Annotated in this window: 15 protein-coding genes; all 15 read right to left on the bottom strand. The window is 67.6% G+C overall.

Features of this window, described 5'->3' with window-relative positions:
- Nucleotides 1-1373, bottom strand: a 1373-nt coding sequence (locus AC3FOF_RS43770; RefSeq protein ID WP_488730224.1) for an acetyl-CoA carboxylase biotin carboxylase subunit, incomplete at its 3' end; no start/stop codon positions are given.
- An 83-nt stretch (nucleotides 1374-1456) separates the two neighbouring features.
- The gene (gene bioB / locus AC3FOF_RS43765; protein WP_017225893.1) at nucleotides 1457-2503 is read right to left on the bottom strand and encodes a biotin synthase BioB; all 1047 of its coding nucleotides are present in this window, start codon (nucleotides 2501-2503) and stop codon (nucleotides 1457-1459) included.
- A gap of 59 nt (nucleotides 2504-2562) precedes the next feature.
- Nucleotides 2563-3303: a dethiobiotin synthase gene (gene bioD, locus AC3FOF_RS43760; protein WP_276264732.1), complete on the bottom strand. Its 741-nt coding sequence runs from the start codon at nucleotides 3301-3303 to the stop codon at nucleotides 2563-2565.
- Complete coding sequence (gene bioF / locus AC3FOF_RS43755) at nucleotides 3300-4514, bottom strand: 8-amino-7-oxononanoate synthase (protein WP_276264733.1); 1215 nt, start codon at nucleotides 4512-4514, stop codon at nucleotides 3300-3302. Before bioF ends, bioD begins: the two co-directional genes overlap by 4 nt.
- On the bottom strand, nucleotides 4504-6015 hold the full coding sequence (locus AC3FOF_RS43750; protein ID WP_488730223.1) for an aspartate aminotransferase family protein: 1512 nt from the start codon (nucleotides 6013-6015) through the stop codon (nucleotides 4504-4506). Before AC3FOF_RS43750 ends, bioF begins: the two co-directional genes overlap by 11 nt.
- Before the next feature lie 285 nt (nucleotides 6016-6300).
- Nucleotides 6301-7176: a dienelactone hydrolase family protein gene (locus AC3FOF_RS43745; protein ID WP_276264735.1), complete on the bottom strand. Its 876-nt coding sequence runs from the start codon at nucleotides 7174-7176 to the stop codon at nucleotides 6301-6303.
- A 184-nt stretch (nucleotides 7177-7360) separates the two neighbouring features.
- Nucleotides 7361-7786: a YchJ family metal-binding protein gene (locus AC3FOF_RS43740; protein ID WP_017225696.1), complete on the bottom strand. Its 426-nt coding sequence runs from the start codon at nucleotides 7784-7786 to the stop codon at nucleotides 7361-7363.
- A complete protein-coding gene (locus tag AC3FOF_RS43735) occupies nucleotides 7783-8472 on the bottom strand; it encodes an HAD family hydrolase (protein WP_017225695.1) in 690 nt (229 codons plus the stop codon). The genes AC3FOF_RS43740 and AC3FOF_RS43735 overlap by 4 nt, the downstream gene beginning before the upstream one ends.
- A complete protein-coding gene (locus AC3FOF_RS43730; protein WP_017225694.1) occupies nucleotides 8469-9152 on the bottom strand; it encodes a 2-hydroxychromene-2-carboxylate isomerase in 684 nt (227 codons plus the stop codon). The genes AC3FOF_RS43735 and AC3FOF_RS43730 overlap by 4 nt, the downstream gene beginning before the upstream one ends.
- A gap of 112 nt (nucleotides 9153-9264) precedes the next feature.
- The gene (locus AC3FOF_RS43725) at nucleotides 9265-10395 is read right to left on the bottom strand and encodes an acyl-CoA dehydrogenase family protein (RefSeq protein ID WP_017225693.1); all 1131 of its coding nucleotides are present in this window, start codon (nucleotides 10393-10395) and stop codon (nucleotides 9265-9267) included.
- 60 nt (nucleotides 10396-10455) lie between these two features.
- Nucleotides 10456-11136, bottom strand: coding sequence for an SDR family oxidoreductase (locus tag AC3FOF_RS43720; RefSeq protein WP_017225692.1), 681 nt, complete (start codon nucleotides 11134-11136; stop codon nucleotides 10456-10458).
- Between the two features lie 87 nt (nucleotides 11137-11223).
- Nucleotides 11224-12426, bottom strand: a complete 1203-nt coding sequence (locus AC3FOF_RS43715) for an acetyl-CoA C-acetyltransferase (RefSeq protein WP_276266966.1) — start codon at nucleotides 12424-12426, stop codon at nucleotides 11224-11226.
- A 102-nt stretch (nucleotides 12427-12528) separates the two neighbouring features.
- Nucleotides 12529-13200, bottom strand: a complete 672-nt coding sequence (can, locus tag AC3FOF_RS43710) for a carbonate dehydratase (RefSeq protein ID WP_017225034.1) — start codon at nucleotides 13198-13200, stop codon at nucleotides 12529-12531.
- Entirely contained in the window at nucleotides 13197-15035 is a 1839-nt protein-coding gene (gene aceK, locus AC3FOF_RS43705) for a bifunctional isocitrate dehydrogenase kinase/phosphatase (protein ID WP_017225035.1), read from the bottom strand. Before aceK ends, can begins: the two co-directional genes overlap by 4 nt.
- Nucleotides 15036-15177: 142 nt before the next feature.
- On the bottom strand, nucleotides 15178-16263 hold a 1086-nt coding region (locus AC3FOF_RS43700; protein ID WP_488730222.1), incomplete at its 5' end, for an isovaleryl-CoA dehydrogenase.

Raw genomic sequence — 16263 nt, 5'->3', positions numbered from 1 at the left:
GCCTGGTTGCGCTCGATCAGGCCGGTGTCGAGATCGGCCGTGGCAAAGGCCTGCGACGTGACCAGCCGCTGCAGGAAGGCGATATTGGTCGACAGGCCCACCACGTGATATTCGGCCAGCGCCTGCGCCATGCGTGCCAGCGCTTCCTCGCGGTCGCGGCCCCACACGATCAGCTTGGCGATCATGGGGTCATAGTACGGGCTGATGGTATCGCCCTCGCGCACGCCGGAGTCGATGCGCACGCCGGCCGGGCCGTGGTCGTCGTGGCCGCGCTCGAACGTCACCGCCGCCGGGGTGCGCAGGTAGCGCAGCGTGCCGGTGGAGGGCAGGAACTGCTTGTCGGGGTTCTCGGCATAGACGCGGGCTTCCAGCGCGTGGCCGTGGATGCGCAACCGATCCTGCGTCAGGGGCAGCGGCTCGCCCGACGCCACCCGCAGTTGCCACTCCACCAGGTCCTGCCCGGTGATCATCTCGGTGACCGGATGCTCCACCTGCAGGCGGGTGTTCATCTCCATGAAGTAGAAGGAGCCGTCCTGGTTGGCGATGAACTCGACCGTGCCCGCGCCGACGTAGCCCACCGCCTGCGCGGCAGCCACGGCGGCTTCGCCCATGGCTTTCCGGCGCGCCTCGCTCATGCCCGGCGCCGGCGCTTCTTCCAGCACCTTCTGGTGGCGGCGCTGCACCGAGCAGTCGCGCTCGAACAGGTAGACGCAGTTGCCGTGGGTGTCGGCGAACACCTGGATTTCAATGTGGCGTGGGCGGGTCAGGTATTTTTCCACCAGCACGCGGTCGTCGCCGAAGCTGGCGGATGCCTCGCGCTTGACCGAGGCCAGCGCGGCCTCGAAGGCCTCGCCCGCTTCCACCACGCGCATGCCCTTGCCGCCGCCGCCGGCGCTGGCCTTGAGCAGCACGGGGTAGCCGATGCGGTCGGCCTCGCGGCGCAGCAGGGCGGCGTCCTGATCTTCGCCGTGGTAGCCCGGCACCAGCGGCACCGCGGCCTGCTCCATCAGGCGCTTGGCCGCGCTCTTGCTGCCCATGGCGCGGATGCTGGAAGCCGGCGGGCCGATGAAAACCAGGCCGGCCTCGGCGCAGGCTTCGGCGAAGCCGTCGTTCTCGGAGAGGAAGCCGTAGCCGGGGTGGATCGCCTGCGCGCCGGTGGCCTTGGCCATCTCGATGATGTGCTCGCCGCGCAGGTAGCTGTCGCGCGTGGCCGCGCCGCCGATGTGCACTGCTTCGTCGCACAGCGCCACGTGGCGGGCGTTGGCGTCGGCGTCCGAATAGACAGCCACCGTGCGGATGCCGAGGCGGCGGCAGGTGGCCGCCACGCGGCAGGCGATTTCGCCGCGATTGGCGATCAGGATCTTGTGGAACATGGCTCCTCCCTGTTGACTTCCGCCGGCAGCCAGCGCGGTGGCGGGGACGGCCGCCGCGCGCGGCGGCGGCCATCCCCGCTAGCTTACCCTGCGTAGCCCTCGGTGCGGATATCCAGGCGGGCCAGCAGTGCGCGATCGCGGTCCGCCTGGGGGTTGCCGGTGGTCAGCAGCTTGTCGCCATAGAAGATCGAGTTGGCGCCGGCCATGAAGCACAGCGCCTGCAGGGCGTCGTCCATGGCCTGGCGGCCGGCGGACAGGCGCACCATGGCGCGCGGCATGGTGATGCGCGCCACCGCGATGGTGCGGACGAACTCGAACGGGTCGATCGGCGCGACGCCGGCCAGCGGCGTGCCTTCGATCGCCACCAGGTTGTTGATGGGCACCGACTCGGGATACGGATCGAGGTTGGCGAGCTGCGCGATCAGCCCGGCGCGTGCCTCGCGCGACTCACCCATGCCGATGATGCCCCCGCTGCAGACGTTGATGCCGGCCTCGCGCACATGGCCGATGGTGTCGAGCCGGTCCTGGTAGGTGCGCGTGGTGATGACCTCGCCATAGAACTCGGGCGAGGTATCGAGGTTGTGGTTGTAGTAGTCCAGGCCGGCTTCCTTCAGGCGCTGCGCCTGCTCGGCTTCCAGCATGCCGAGCGTGACGCAGGTCTCCAGGCCCATCGCCTTGACCTCCTTCACCATCTCGATCACGGGTTCGAGATGGCGCTCCTTGGGGCTGCGCCAGGCCGCGCCCATGCAGAAACGGCCAGCGCCATTGGCCTTGGCCGCGCGCGCCGCCTCCAGGACTTCCTCCAGCGCCATCAGCTTGCTGGCGGTCACGCCGGCATCGTGGTGCGCGCTCTGCGAACAGTAGCCGCAATCCTCCTCGCAACCGCCGGTCTTGATCGACAGCAGGGTGGACAGCTGCACGGCGTTGGCGTCGAAATGCTCGCGGTGCGTCTGCTGCGCGCGGAACATCAGGTCGTTGAACGGCAGCGCGTACAGCGCGGCGACCTCGGCGACGCTCCAGTCGCCCGGCTTGGCGCCGGCGGCAGGCTCGGCAAAGCGGCGCGCGGTCTGGCGCAGGGTGTCGGCGGAGATGGTGGCGACGGTGTCGTCAGCGTGGGTAGTGGTGCTCATGATCGTTCTGGTTTCCGGTTTTATTGTGGCTTCGGTATCGGTATCTGCAGGAGGCGCGGTCAGGCCGCGGGGCCGGTTGCGCCGGCGCGGCAGGCGGACAGCAGAGGGGCCAGCGCGAGCTGGCTGGCGGCATCGGCCGGCGCGCTCTGCCACGGCAGCGTGCCGAGGCAAGGGACGCCCAGCGCGCCGCGCAGGGTGTCGATGTTTTCGTCGGCGAGATCCATGGCGGGATCGATGCGGTTGGCGATCCAGCCGGCCAGATGCAAGCCGCGGGCACGCACGGCTTCGGCCGTCAGCAGCGCATGGCTGATGCAGCCCAGGCGGATGCCCACCACCAGCAGCACCGGCAGGCCGAGCATCGCGGCGAGGTCAGCCGTATCCCAGCCGCCCTCTTCCCGCGGTGCGCCGTCGAGCGGCACGCGAAAACCGCCCACGCCCTCCACCACCACCGCGTCGGCTTGCGCCTGCAGCGCGGCAAAAGCGGCGCGGATCGGCTCGCGCGTGATGCGCGCGCCTTCGATGGCGGCAGCCAGGTGCGGCGAGGCCGGCGTGCGCAGCAGGAAGGGACAGGTGAGTGCCTGCGGCACATCGACCGCACTGGCCTCGCGCAGTTGCGCCACGTCATCGTTATGCCAGTGGTCGCCGCGCCACTCGCTGCCGCTCGCCACCGGCTTCATGCCGACCGCGCGATGGCCGGCGGCGCGCAGCGCATGCAGCAGCGTGGCGCTGGCGTGGGTCTTGCCGACGCCGGTGTCGGTGCCAGTGACGAAGCAGGCGATGGGGCCGCGCCGGCTCGTCATGCATCCCTCCGCGGTATCACGCTGCCGAGGCTGGCCAGCAAGCGCTCGACATCGGCCTGGGTATGCGAGGCCGACAAGGTGATGCGCAGGCGTGCCGTGCCGGCGGGCACGGTGGGCGGCCGGATCGCGCCGACGCGGATGCCGTCGGCCTCCAGCGCCGCGGACAGTGCCAGTGCCGCCATGTTGTCGCCGACGATCACGGGCTGGATGGCAGTGGCGCTTTCGCCAAGACGCCAGCCCGCGGCCCGCGTCAGGCTGGCGAGTCCGCCGCGCAGCGTACGGATCAGGGCGCCGAGTTGCGCGCGGCGTTGCCGCCCCTCCTCGCCCGCGATCAGCGCCAGGCTGGCGGACAAGGCATGCGCCACCGCCGGCGGCGCGGCCGTGGTGTAGATGTATTGCCGCGCGGTGTTGACCAGATGCTCGATGACGGTCTCGTGCGCGGCCACGAAGGCGCCGGCCACGCCAGCAGCCTTGCCCAGGGTGCCGATATAGATGAAGCGGGGCGACGTCAGGGCAAGATGTTCGAGCACGCCGCGGCCTTGCTCGCCCAACACCCCGAAACCATGCGCGTCGTCGACGATGATCCACGCATCGTGGCGCTCGGCCAGGTCCAGCAGTTCGGTGAGCGGCGCGAGATCGCCGTCCATGCTGAACACGCTGTCGGTGACGATCAGCTTGAGCGGGCTGCTGCTGGTGCCCAGCAAGCCCTCCAGCTCGGCCACGTTGCGGTGGGCGTAGCGCTTCACGTCGGCACGCGCCAGCCGGGCGCCGTCGATCAGCGAGGCGTGGTTGAGCTCTTCGCAGAACAGCGTGGCATCGGTGCCCCCCAGCGAGGTCAGCACCGCCATGTTGGCCATATAGCCGGTGCAGAAGTAGAGCGCCTGCGCGTGCGGGATGAACGGGGCGAACCACTCCGCCAGTTCGGTCTCGAGCCGGTGGTGGGCCAGCGAATGACCGCTGACCAGGTGGGATGCGCCGCTGCCGGCACCGTATTTCCGCGCGCCCTCGCCCATCGCTTCGATCAGCGCGGGATGATTGGCCAGGCCGAGGTAGTCGTTGCTGCAGAACATCAGCAGGGGATGCAGTTCGCCGCCACAGGCGTCGCTCACATCCTGGTGCGGCGCGCACGCGGAATGCGCGGTGCGGCGGCGGCGCGTCAGCGCCTGTTCATCGCGCTCGGCGGCGGCCAGGGTCAGGTGTTCAAGCAGCATGGCTTATCTCCTTGGGTGCGCCGGTACCGTTGCCGTCGCCATCGATCCTGTCGATGCCGCCGGTCAGTACTGCGTCTAGTGTGGTTTGCAGCCGGGTTGCCAGCCACTGCGCCATGCCGGCGTCGAACACATAGGGCGGCATGACGTACAGGGTGCGCCCGATCGGACGGATCAGCACGCCATGCGCGCGCGCGATGCGGTGAAAGCGCGCGGCGAAGTCCCCGGCGCCATTCGGCATGCATGCCTCGCGCACGTCGGCGGCCCAGATCAGGCCACGCTGTCGCACGTGCTCCAGGCGCGCATCGGCTGCCAGCCCGGCCATGGCCTGCGCCAGCCACTGCGCGCGCTGGCGGTTCCGCGCCACCACGTCTTGCCTGGCGAACAAGTCCAGCGTTGCCAGCGCGGCGCGGCAGGCGAGCGGGTTGCCGGTATAGGAATGCGAGTGCAGGAAGCTGCGGGCGAGGTCCGGGTCCTGCGCGCCCGAGACAAAGGCTTGCTGGATGGCGGTGCGCGAGAGCACCAGCGAGAGCGGCAGATAGCCGCCGCTGATGCCCTTGGACAGGCACAGGAAATCCGGCCACAGGTGCGCCGGCAGCGGCGCCTGGTCCTGTTGGTCCTGCCGTGCATCGCTTGCCTGGCTGCCGCCCCTGGCCTGCTCCCAGGCGAAGAAGGTGCCGGTGCGGCCACAGCCGACCGCGATCTCGTCGGCGATCAGGTGCACGCGGTAGCGGTCACACAGGGCGCGCACGCCTTCCAGGTAGAGCGGATCGTGCATCGCCATGCCGGCGGCGCACTGCACCAGCGGCTCGATGATGATGGCTGCAATCTGCCCGCCACGCGCCTGCAACAGCACCTCGAGCTCGTCCAGCGCGCGCTGCGCCACCTGCGCCGCGCTCTCGCCCGGTGCGGCCTGGCGCGCATCGGGCGACATCGCCACGTGCGAGCGCATCAGCATCGGGTCGTAGGCATCGCGGAAGATCGCCACATCGGTGACCGCCAGCGCGCCCACGGTCTCGCCGTGGTAGCCGTGGCGCAGGCACACGAATTCGCGCTTGCCGGCCAGGCCGGTGTTGCGCCAATAGTGAAAACTCATCTTCAGCGCGATCTCGACCGCCGAGGCGCCGTCGCTGGCATAGAAGGCATGGCCGAGCGCGCCGCCGGTCAGGGCCGACAGGCGCTCGGCAAGTTCCACCGCCGGCGCATGCGTGCAGCCGGCCAGCATCACGTGCTCCAGCGTATCGAGCTGTTCGCGCAGCGCGGCGTTGATGTCGGGGTTGGCGTGGCCGAACAGGTTGACCCACCAGGAACTGGTGGCGTCGAAATAGCGCTGGCCGCCGGTGTCGTACAGCCACGGGCCTTCGCCGCGGGCAATGCCCAGCGGCGGCTCGCCGGCATCGGGCCGCAGCGGCGTGCACGGATGCCATACCGCGTGCTGGCTGCGTTCGCCGAGCGATAGCGGCGTCTGCGGCGCGGTGGGCGCGGAATTGGACTGGTCTTCCAAGGGAACCCTCCTTTGTTGTCCGCATGCCGGCCGGCTGCGCCGGCGGGAGCCTGGCGGGGCGGCACTTGCGCGCGGGTTGGGGAGAGTCATGGTAGGGAGCTCCCCGGCCAATTGGCAAACAGGACCGGATTTACACGTTGCACGCACGTTGGGCGACAAAGCACGGAGAAGCCAGCATCCACACGACATCGCGACGCCTGCATGCGCTTATCTTCACACCATGGCCCAATGCTGGCCGCGCGAGTTTCGAATCAACCGCGAAAAAAAACAGCCCCGTCCTGTCCTTTAAGGCTGCGGATCGAAGGGAAGCCCGATTTCCTTGAAAAACCGTGCCACCTCCGGCAGCCAGATCGGCAGGCCGGCCCGGCTGCCGAACAGCGCGTGCGAGTCGCGGGCGAAGGTCCCGTAATCCACCATGCGGGCATTGGCGGCGGCGCCATGCGCTTGCGCCCTGTAGGCGGCGAAGAACTTTTCCGGCAGCGGCTGCGGCCAGTAACTGTCGTTGTCGCCATACAGCCAGAGCGAGGGATAGTGCGCCCGCTTGCCATAGTCGGCGAACGCATCCTCCAGGTTGAACTCCCAGCGGTTGCACGATTCATCACGCAGCCCACCGGCAAAATTGATCACGCCAAGAACGCCCGGGTAGGCAATGGTGCCGAAGGCCATGGTGGTCAGCCCGCCGTGCGACTGGCCAATCACAACGATGCGCGACTTGTCGACGTAGGACTGCCTGACCATGTAGTCAAGCGTAGCGACCACATCCTCGGCCTGCACCAGGCCGTTGCTTTCCACATTGCAGCCACCGCCGATATAAGCACCGCCGGACTTGGAAAAGCCCTGGCGCATCGGCACCACCACCGCATAGCCGCGCCTGACGAACTCGGCGCTCTGCGCGAGGTAACGCGCACGTCCCTGGAAGGCTGGCTTGCCGAGTGCCTTGCCGTGATTGATCACGACCAGGGGGAACGGGCCCTCGCCGGATGGCTTGAAGACGGTGGCCTCCAGTTCGAGCGAGAAAATCATGCCCGGCTTGGGGATCATCACGACCTGCTCCGCCGGCCTGGGGGTGGATGAGGGACCCGGCGCGGCGTCCTGCGCGAGCGCGGCGCTGGCCATTGCCGCCAGCATCACGACCAGAGCCAGCCGATGTATTCCTCTCATGATCGCTTGCTCCGTCGCCGCCCCTCGTCGTCCTTTGCCGTCCTTTGCCGCCCTTTGCCCGCTGCCTCTTGCCGTCCGCGCCTTCAGGCCGCGCGTTTCGGCAACGGGTGGCCCGGCATCGGCTCATACGGCAGGCAGCCGGTGTCCGCGGCGTCCCCGGTGTCGTCCGTTGTGGCCTTCGATGTCATGGCGTCTCCCCCAACATGTCCCCATCGACATAGAGCCAACGCGGCGCCTCCCCGGCAAGGCGCGGCTCGCGTACGAAACGGCTGCGCTCGTGCAGCCGCCAGGCGCGCCCGCCCACCTTGTAGCGCGCCACGAATTCCACCTGCGCGTGGGTCTCGTCCTGCTGCGCATGCGCCTTGACCGCCAGTCCGAGCCAGCGCGTGGCGGCGTCGGCAGCGAGATCGTCCGGGCAGGTGGACGGATGCCAGGTGTGGCGCAGCCAGTCCATGTCACCCAGCACATAGGCGGTGTAGCGCGAGCGCATCAACTGCTCGGCATTGCCGGGCAGCGCCTCGCCGCGATGAAAGCGCCCGCAGCAGGTAGCATAGTCGCCCCCGCCGCATGGGCAGGCGCCAGTGCCGGCACCGGACGCGCGCGCTTTCATCCGATCAGCTCCGGCAGCTCGCGCATATCGGCGAAGGTGCTGCCGGCGCCGGCCGCCAGCAGCGCGTCCGCGGCGTTGCGCGCGGCATAGCCGAACACGGTCATGCCCGCGGCAACACCCGCGGTGATGCCGGTCGGGCTGTCCTCGATCACCGCGCAACGCGCCGGATCCACGTTCATGGTGCGCGCCGCCAGCAGGTAGACGTCGGGCGCGGGCTTGCTGCGCGCGACCTCGGTGGACGAGAAGATATGCTCGCGCTCATCCTGCCGGAACAGCTCGACCAGCCCGGTGCGGGTCAGCTGCAGCTTGACCTTGACGCGATCCGCGCCCGAGGCCACGCAGACGGGCAGGCCGGCGCCGGCAATCGCGGACACCGCCTCGCGCACATGCGGTACCGCCTGCACCTCCGCCTCCAGCACCGCATTGCGCCGGACGAACCAGTGCGACAGCCAGTTCTCGGGCAAGGGCGCGCCGCGCCTGCGCTCGATGTTCCCGAGCTCTTCGCGCACCGCGCGGCCGAGGAACCATTGGGTGGATTCTTCGAGCGAAATGCGGATGCCGAGCTCGTTGAGCATCTCGTTGAGCACGCGGTTGACAATGGGCTCGCTGTCGACGAGCACGCCGTCGCAGTCGAAAATCACGCAATCGAAACGGGGATGGCGCAGCGGCCTGATGCTGGCGTTCATGCGGGTTGTTTTTCCTTGCTGCTGTCTGTGTCGCTGTCCGGGTTGCTGCCCTTGCCGGGAACCGCGCGCAGTTCCGTCGGGCGCCGGCTCTTGAGATGCGCTTCGATCTGGTCGAAGCGGTCGAAGCCCCAGAACGGTTCGCCGTCGACGATGACGAAGGGCGAGCCGAACACGCCCTTGGCCATGGCCACCTCGATCTCGGCCTTGAGCTGGTCCTTGATCTGGAAGCTGCTGGCACCGGCATCCATGGCGCGCCCGTCGATGCCGAGCGACTCGGCCAGCTTCACCAGTTCGGCGGGTTCGGCGATATTGATGTCATCGACGAAGTAGGCGTGATACACCGCCTTGGCGAACGCGGTGGCGATATCGTCGCCATGATGGTTCTGCAGCCACAGCACGGCGCGCGCGGCCTGCGTGGTGGGCAGCGGGAAGTGCGCCGGACGCTTGTACTCGATGCCGTGGAAGCGCGCCGTGCGCTCGAAATCGCGCCAGGCGTAGTCGCCCTTGAGCGGCACCTGCGGCAGCGGCGCGCTGCCGGTGGTCTTGAACACGACGCCGAGCAGGATCGGATGCCAGGCGACGATGCGCCCGTACTTCTGCGCCAGCTCGTCGATGCGCGTGCTGGCGAAGTAGCCGTAGGGCGAGGAGAAATCGAAGTAGAAATCGATGGCAGCAGTCATGGTTGGGGGCTCCTGGCCTCTGGCCGGGTGGGTTCAGTACGTTGGTGCTGCGATGTTACGCTGGTTCGGGGGCACGGGCGATGCGGCCGCCGCCCGGTGCCATCGGGCGCCATCAGGCCAGCGCCCGCGCAATCAGTATCTTCTGGATATCGCTGGTGCCCTCGTAGATCTGGCAGACGCGGACATCCCGGTAGATGCGCTCGACCGGGAAATCGTTGACATAGCCATAGCCGCCGAAGACCTGGATGGCGTCCGAGCATACCGTCTCGGCCATCTCGCTGGCGTAGAGCTTGGCCATGGCGGCTTCCTTCAGGCAGGGCCGCCCCGCGTCCTTGAGCGCGGCGGCATGCCATACCATCTGCCGCGCCACCTCGATTCTTGTCGCCATGTCGGCCAGGCGGAACTGCACCGCCTGGTGCGAGAACAGCGGCTGGCCGAAACTCTCGCGCTCCCTGGCGTAGGCCAGCGCCGCCTCGAAGGCTGCACGCGCCATGCCGATGCTTTGCGAGGCAATGCCGATGCGCCCGCCTTCCAGCCCGGACAGCGCCATCTTGTAGCCCGCGCCCTCCTCGCCCAGCATATTGGCCGCAGGCACGCGGCAATCCTCGAACAGGATCTGCGCGGTATCCGAGGAATGCTGGCCGAGTTTCTCCTCCAGCCGCGCCACGACATAGCCGGGCGTGGCGGTGGGCACCAGGAAAGCGCTGATGCCGCGCTTGCCCGCGGCCTTGTCGGTCACGGCGAGGACGATCGCCACATCGGCGTTCTTGCCGCTGGTGATGAATTGCTTGACGCCGTTGAGCACGTAGTCGTCGCCGTCCCGTACCGCGCTGGTGCGCAGCGCGGCGGCGTCCGAGCCGACATGCGGCTCGGTCAGGCAGAAGGCGCCGAGCATCTCGCCGCGCGCCAGCGGCACCAGCCACTGCTGCTTCTGCGCCTCGCTGGCGAAAGCCATCAACATGCTGCACACCGGGCAGTTGTTGACGCTGATGACGGTGGAAGTGCCGCCATCCCCTGCGGCAATCTCTTCCAGGATCAGCGCCAGCGAGAGATAGTCGAGCCCGGCGCCGCCGTATTGTTCCGGCACGGCCACGCCATAGGCGCCGAGCCCGGCCAGTTCGCGGTGCACGGCCTTGGGGAAGACCTTGTCGCGGTCCCAGGCGGCGGCGTGCGGGGCGATCTCCTGCTGCGCGAACTGGCGCACGGCGTCGCGGATCATTTCCTGTTCTGGCGTAAGCAGCATGTCAGGTCATCAAGGTTGTTGCCACGGCAGGCATGCCGGGGGAGTCAGCGCACGCGGCGTTCACCACGGGATCACGCTGCCGTCGTAGTTGCGGAAGGTGCCGTTGTCCTGGCGGGTCGCGCCGGCGATCACGCCGCGCATGCCGTAGACGCTTTGCTGCGGCGTGAGGTCGGCTTCCTTGCCGCCCATCTCGGTCTGCACCCAGCCGGGGTGGAAGGCCAGGCAGGTGGCATGGCGCGCGTCGAGCGAGGCCGCCTTCAGCGCGGCGTTGGCCGCGGCCTTGCTGACCCGGTAGAGCCAGCTGCGGTTGCTGTCCATGGTGCCGATGCTGCCCATGCGCGAGGCCAGCACCGCCAGCACGCCGCCCTTGCCGGAACGCCCGGTCTCGACCAGCGGCAGCAGCAACGGCAGGGCCATCATCGGCCCCAGCACATTGACGTGCATCACCTTGTCGAAGTCCTCGCGGGTCACGGGCTGCGCGCCTTCGGTGCGCGGGCCGATCACGCCGGCGTTGTAGATCGCCACGTCGATGGACTCGCCGTCCAGCTTCCAGCCCAGGCCGGCGACCTGGCCCGCGTCGGTCAGGTCGGCGCGCAGCGCTTCGGCGCCGAGTGCCTCGATGGCCTTGACGCCGTCGTCGCTGCGCGCAACGGCCAGCACCCGCCAGCCGTCGGCGCGGTACTGGCGCACGAATTCGAGACCGATGCCCCGCGAGGCACCAAGGATGAGAGCGGTTGGCAAGGCGGTACTCCTTTGTTCAACGTTGGGTTGCGGCCAGGCTGCCGCACGAGGCGGCAGCCGCTAGGTTGCTATCGACGGCAGGCCCGGTCAGGCGCCGACGATCTCCAGCCCCACGGCGGTGGCTTCGCCGCCGCCGATGCACAGGCTGGCTACGCCGCGCTTGCCGCCGGTCTTGCGCAGCGCGCCGATCAGCGTGGCCATGATGCGTGCGCCCGAAGCACCGATCGGATGGCCAAGCGCGCAGGCGCCGCCGTGGATATTGACCTTGCCGTGCGGGATCTTGAGGTCGTGCATCGCGGCCATCGGCACCACGGCGAACGCCTCGTTGATCTCGAACAGGTCGACGCTGTCGGTGGTCCAGCCGAGCTTGCTGTAAAGCTTGCCGATGGCCTCCACCGGCGCGGTGGTGAACCATCCGGGCGCCTGCGCATGCGTAGTGTGACCCAGCAGGCGGGCCAACGGTTCCAGCCCGAGCCGTTTGGCGGTGGACTCGCGCATCATCACCAGCGCCGCGGCGCCGTCGTTGATCGACGAGGACGAGGCAGCGGTGATGGTGCCGTCCCTGGCAAAGGCCGGCTTCAGCGAGGGGATCTTGTCGAGCTTGATGCGGCGCGGGCCTTCATCGGTATCGATCACGGTGTCGCCGCCGCGGCCCGGCACCGTCACCGGCGCGATCTCCCAGCGGAAATCGCCGCGCTCGGTGGCCTGCTGGGCGCGCCGCACGCTCTCCATGGCGAACTCGTCCTGCGCCGCGCGGGTGAAGCCGTACTTGGCCGCGCAGTCCTCGCCGAAGGTGCCCATCGAACGGCCGCCGCCTTTTTCGTCCTTGATGTAGGCGTCTTCCAGGCCGTCCAGCATCATGTGGTCGAAGATCATGCCGTGGCCGATGCGGTAACCGCCGCGGCCCTTGGGCACCAGGTATGGCGCGTTGGTCATGCTCTCCATGCCGCCGGCGATGGCGATCTCGAACGAGCCCGCGAGCAGCCCATCGTGCACGGTCATGGCGGCGCGCATGCCGGAGCCGCACATCTTGTTGACCGTGGTGCAACCCACGCCGAGCGGCAGGCCGGCGCCCAGCGCGGCCTGCCGGGCGGGCGCCTGGCCCTGCCCGGCGGGCAGCACGCAGCCGAACACCACTTCTTCGACCTGCTCCGGCTTGAGGCCGGCGCGTTCCACCGCGGCGCGGATGGCGGCGGCGCCCAGCTGGGGCGCCGTCAGGGCGGAAAACTCGCCCTGGAAAGCCGCCATCGGGGTACGGGCGGCGGATACGATAACAATGGGATCATGCATGGGAAGTCTCCAATGATTGGGGCGATGGGCGAAAACTGGCGGCGGTTGTTGGGCTCTACCTGTCGGGCTCTACCAAATGCTTGCGAGGCGTGCGGCCGGCGCTCAGCGGATCGATGCCTGCGGCGGATCGCCGAACTGGCGGTAAGCCGCCTCGAGTTGTTCGTGCAGTTCGTCGTTGCTGCTGGCGGCCATGCCCAGGTCGCGCAGCAGGCCGTCGGATACGCCGTAGACCCAGCCGTGCACGGTGACCGGCTGGCCACGGTCCCAAGCGTCCTGCAGCACCGTGGTCTGGCAGACGTTGTTGACCTGCTCGATCACGTTGAGCTCGCACAGCCGCGTATGCGCGTCTTCCTCGCGGGCGACGGTGCCGAGGTAGGCGCCATGCTTGTCGGCCACGTCGCGTACGTGGCGCAGCCAGTTGTCGGCCAGGCCGACGCGCTGGCGCTTGAGCGCGACCTTGACGCCGCTGCAGCCATAGTGGCCCACCACCGTGATGTGGCGCACCTTGAGCAGCTCCACGGCAAACTGGATCACGGAGAGCGCGTTGAGATCGCTATGCGCGATGACGTTGGCGATATTGCGGTGGACGAACACCTCGCCCGGCGCGAGCCCGAGGATCTGGTTGGCCGGCACGCGCGAATCGGAGCAGCCGATCCACAGGTACTCCGGCGCCTGCTGGTTGGCCAGGTTCATGAAGAAACCCGGATCCTCCGCATTCACGCGGTCGACCCACTCCCGGTTGTTGCGGAACAGCTGGGCGATGGCGTCACTCATGCGACTCTCCTTGCCGGTTCCGACCCGCCGCCGGCATGGCCTTGGGTTGGAGCTGCGGCGGCATAGCGATTGATGAATCTTTCTGAAACGTCATAGGCGTAAAAATCGTGGATTTGCCCGGCCAGCAGCCGGTCCTTGTGAGCCTGCCACATGGCAGGATCGAAGAAATCTGCGTGGTGGCGCAGGAAGGCGGCGCGCACGCGCGCATCGCCCAGCAGGAAAGTGCGATAGGTCTCGGGAAAGATGTCGTGCCGGCCCACGCTGTACCAGACCTCGCCCGACATTTCCTCTTCCTCGTTGCGCGGCTGCGGCACGTGGCGGATATGGGTATCCGTCATGTATTCGATCTCGTCGTAGTCGTAGAACACCACGCGGCCGTGGCGCGTGACGCCGAAGTTCTTGTAGAGCATGTCGCCCGGGAAGATATTGGCGGCGATCAGCTCCTTGATGGCGTTGCCGTACTCGACGATGCCGTGCTCGATCTGGGCATCGGAGCCCTCCTGCAGCCAGATATTGAGCGGCGTCATGCGGCGCTCGATGTACACATGGCGCACCACGATCTCCTCGCCGCCATCCTTGCCTCGCTGGTACTCGATCATCGACGGCGCGTGCTGCTCCAGCTCGCGCACCAGCGCATCGTCGAAGCGCGACAGCGGGAAGGCCACGTCGGAGTATTCCAGCGTATCGGCCATGCGGCCCACGCGATCATGCTGCTTGACCAGCTGATACTTCGACTTGACCAGCTCGCGCGTGGTTTCCTTGGGTGCCGGGTAGTAGTCCTTGATCACCTTGAACACATAGGGATACGACGGCAGCGTGAACACCAGCATGACCAGGCCCTTGATGCCGGGCGCGCTGATGAACTTGTCGGAGGAGTGCTGCAGGTGATGCAGGAAGTCCCGGTAGAACAGGTTCTTGCCCTGCTTCTGCAAACCCAGCGAGGTGTAGATCTCCGCGCGCGGCTTGCGCGGCATGATATCGCGCAGGAAGGTCACGTAGGCCGACGGGATCTCCATGTCCACCATGAAGTAGGAGTGCGTGAAGGAGAACAGGATCAGCAGTTGCACCTTCTTCAGCAACACCGTGTCGAGCGAGAGTTTGCCGCCGGGCGAGTGCACGATGGGAATCGCCAGCGGGAAGGTGCGGTCGGCGTTAAGGATGCGGCCGATGATAAAGGCCGACTTGTTGCGGAAGAACAGCGACGACAGCACGTGGATCTGGAAATTCGGCGCGATGCGGAAGTCGCCGAAATACTCGGTGACCGCGCGCACCACATAGCCGATATCGCGGGTGAGATCCTCGAACGGACGCTCGAGCTGGAAATTGTGGACGATGCGCTCGAAGCAGGCGGCCATGCCGGTGCGGCTGCCCGGATAGTAGGCGCGGAAGGTCGGCCGGGTGGGCGACTCTTCGTTCTCGATGTACTCGGTCGAGATGGCCGGCCGCACGAAGATGAAGTCGTTGTTGAAATACGAGCGGTGCAGGATGCGCGTGCACACCGAATTGAAGAAAGTCTCGGCCAGTTCCGGCTGGTGATGGTTGGTCAGCAGCCCGATATAGTGCAGCTTGATCTGCTGCCAGATCTCGTCCTCGATGCGCTCGGCGTCGTACTCGTCTTCCAGGATCAGGCTGGTTTCGCGCACGCGCTCGTTATAGAAGGCGATGCGGTCGCGCTGCAGTTGCTGCAGGCCATGCCAGTCGGCCGCCTCGAACTTCACCTTGGCCTGGTGGCTGACCTCGCGAAACAGCCGGTAATGCTTGTCGAACCCGTCCAGCATGGTGCGGGCCACATCGTAGGCTATCTGCGAGGACAACAGCTTGGGGAAGTGGGACATGACGCGGACCGGTGAATAATGCAGGTTCCGGAGATTGTAAATTGGTTCGGCGGGCGGGCGAGTGATCTTTCGGTCAATTCCGCACCGGCGGCACGTCGCCGCCGCACACCGGCGCCACGCTGGCCCGCCTGCCGCGCCAGCGTCACATGGTTTGCGAAAAAAGCTCGCGCCCGATCAGCATACGGCGGATTTCCGAAGTGCCGGCGCCGATCTCGTACAGCTTGGCGTCGCGCCACAGGCGGCCCACCGGGTATTCGTTGATATAGCCGTTGCCGCCCAGGATCTGCACCGACTCGCCGGCCATCCACGTCGCTTTCTCGGCGGTATAGAGAATCACCGCGGCGCAGTCCTTGCGCACCTGGCGCACGTGCTCCGTGCCCAGCGAATCGAGGTTCTTGCCCACCGTGTACAGGTAGCTGCGCGCCGCCTGCAGCGTGGTGTACATATCGGCCACCTTGCCCTGGATCAGCTGGAATTCGCCGATGCTCTGGCCGAACTGCTTGCGGTCGTGGATGTACGGGGTGATCACGTCCATGCACGCCTGCATGATGCCCACCGGGCCGCCGGACAGCACGGCGCGCTCATAGTCCAGACCGCTCATCAGCACCTTGGCGCCGCTGTTCTCGGCGCCGAGGATGTTCTCCACCGGCACTTCCACGTCCTGGAACACCAGCTCGCCGGTGTGCGAGCCGCGCATGCCGAGCTTGTCCAGCTTCTGCGCCACCGAGAAGCCCTTCATGCCCTTCTCGACGATAAAGGCCGTCATGCCGCGCGCGCCCAGCTCCGGCTCGGTCTTGGCGTAGACCACCAGCACGTCGCAGTCCGGGCCGTTGGTGATCCACATCTTGGTGCCGTTGAGCACGTAGCGGTCGCCCTTGAAGTCGGCGCGCAGTTTCATGCTCACCACGTCGGAGCCGGCATTCGGCTCGCTCATCGCCAGTGCGCCGATCCAGTCGCCGGAGACCAGCTTGGGCAGGTATCTGGCTTTCTGCGCGGCGGTGCCGTTGCGGTGGATCTGGTTGACGCACAGGTTGGAGTGCGCGCCGTAGGACAGGCCGACCGAGGCGGAGGCGCGGCTGATTTCCTCCATGGCGATCATATGGGCGAGGTAGCCCATATTGGCGCCGCCGTATTCCTCGGCGACCGTGATGCCGAGCACGCCGAGATCGCCCATCTTCTTCCAGGCGTCCATCGGGAACTGGTCGGTGCGGTCGATCTCGGCCGCACG

The sequence above is a fragment of the Cupriavidus sp. 96C5-1 genome, assembly GCF_057798855.1.
The sequence above is the reverse complement of the archived record's forward strand: the minus strand, read 5'-3'. Positions and strand labels throughout refer to the sequence as shown.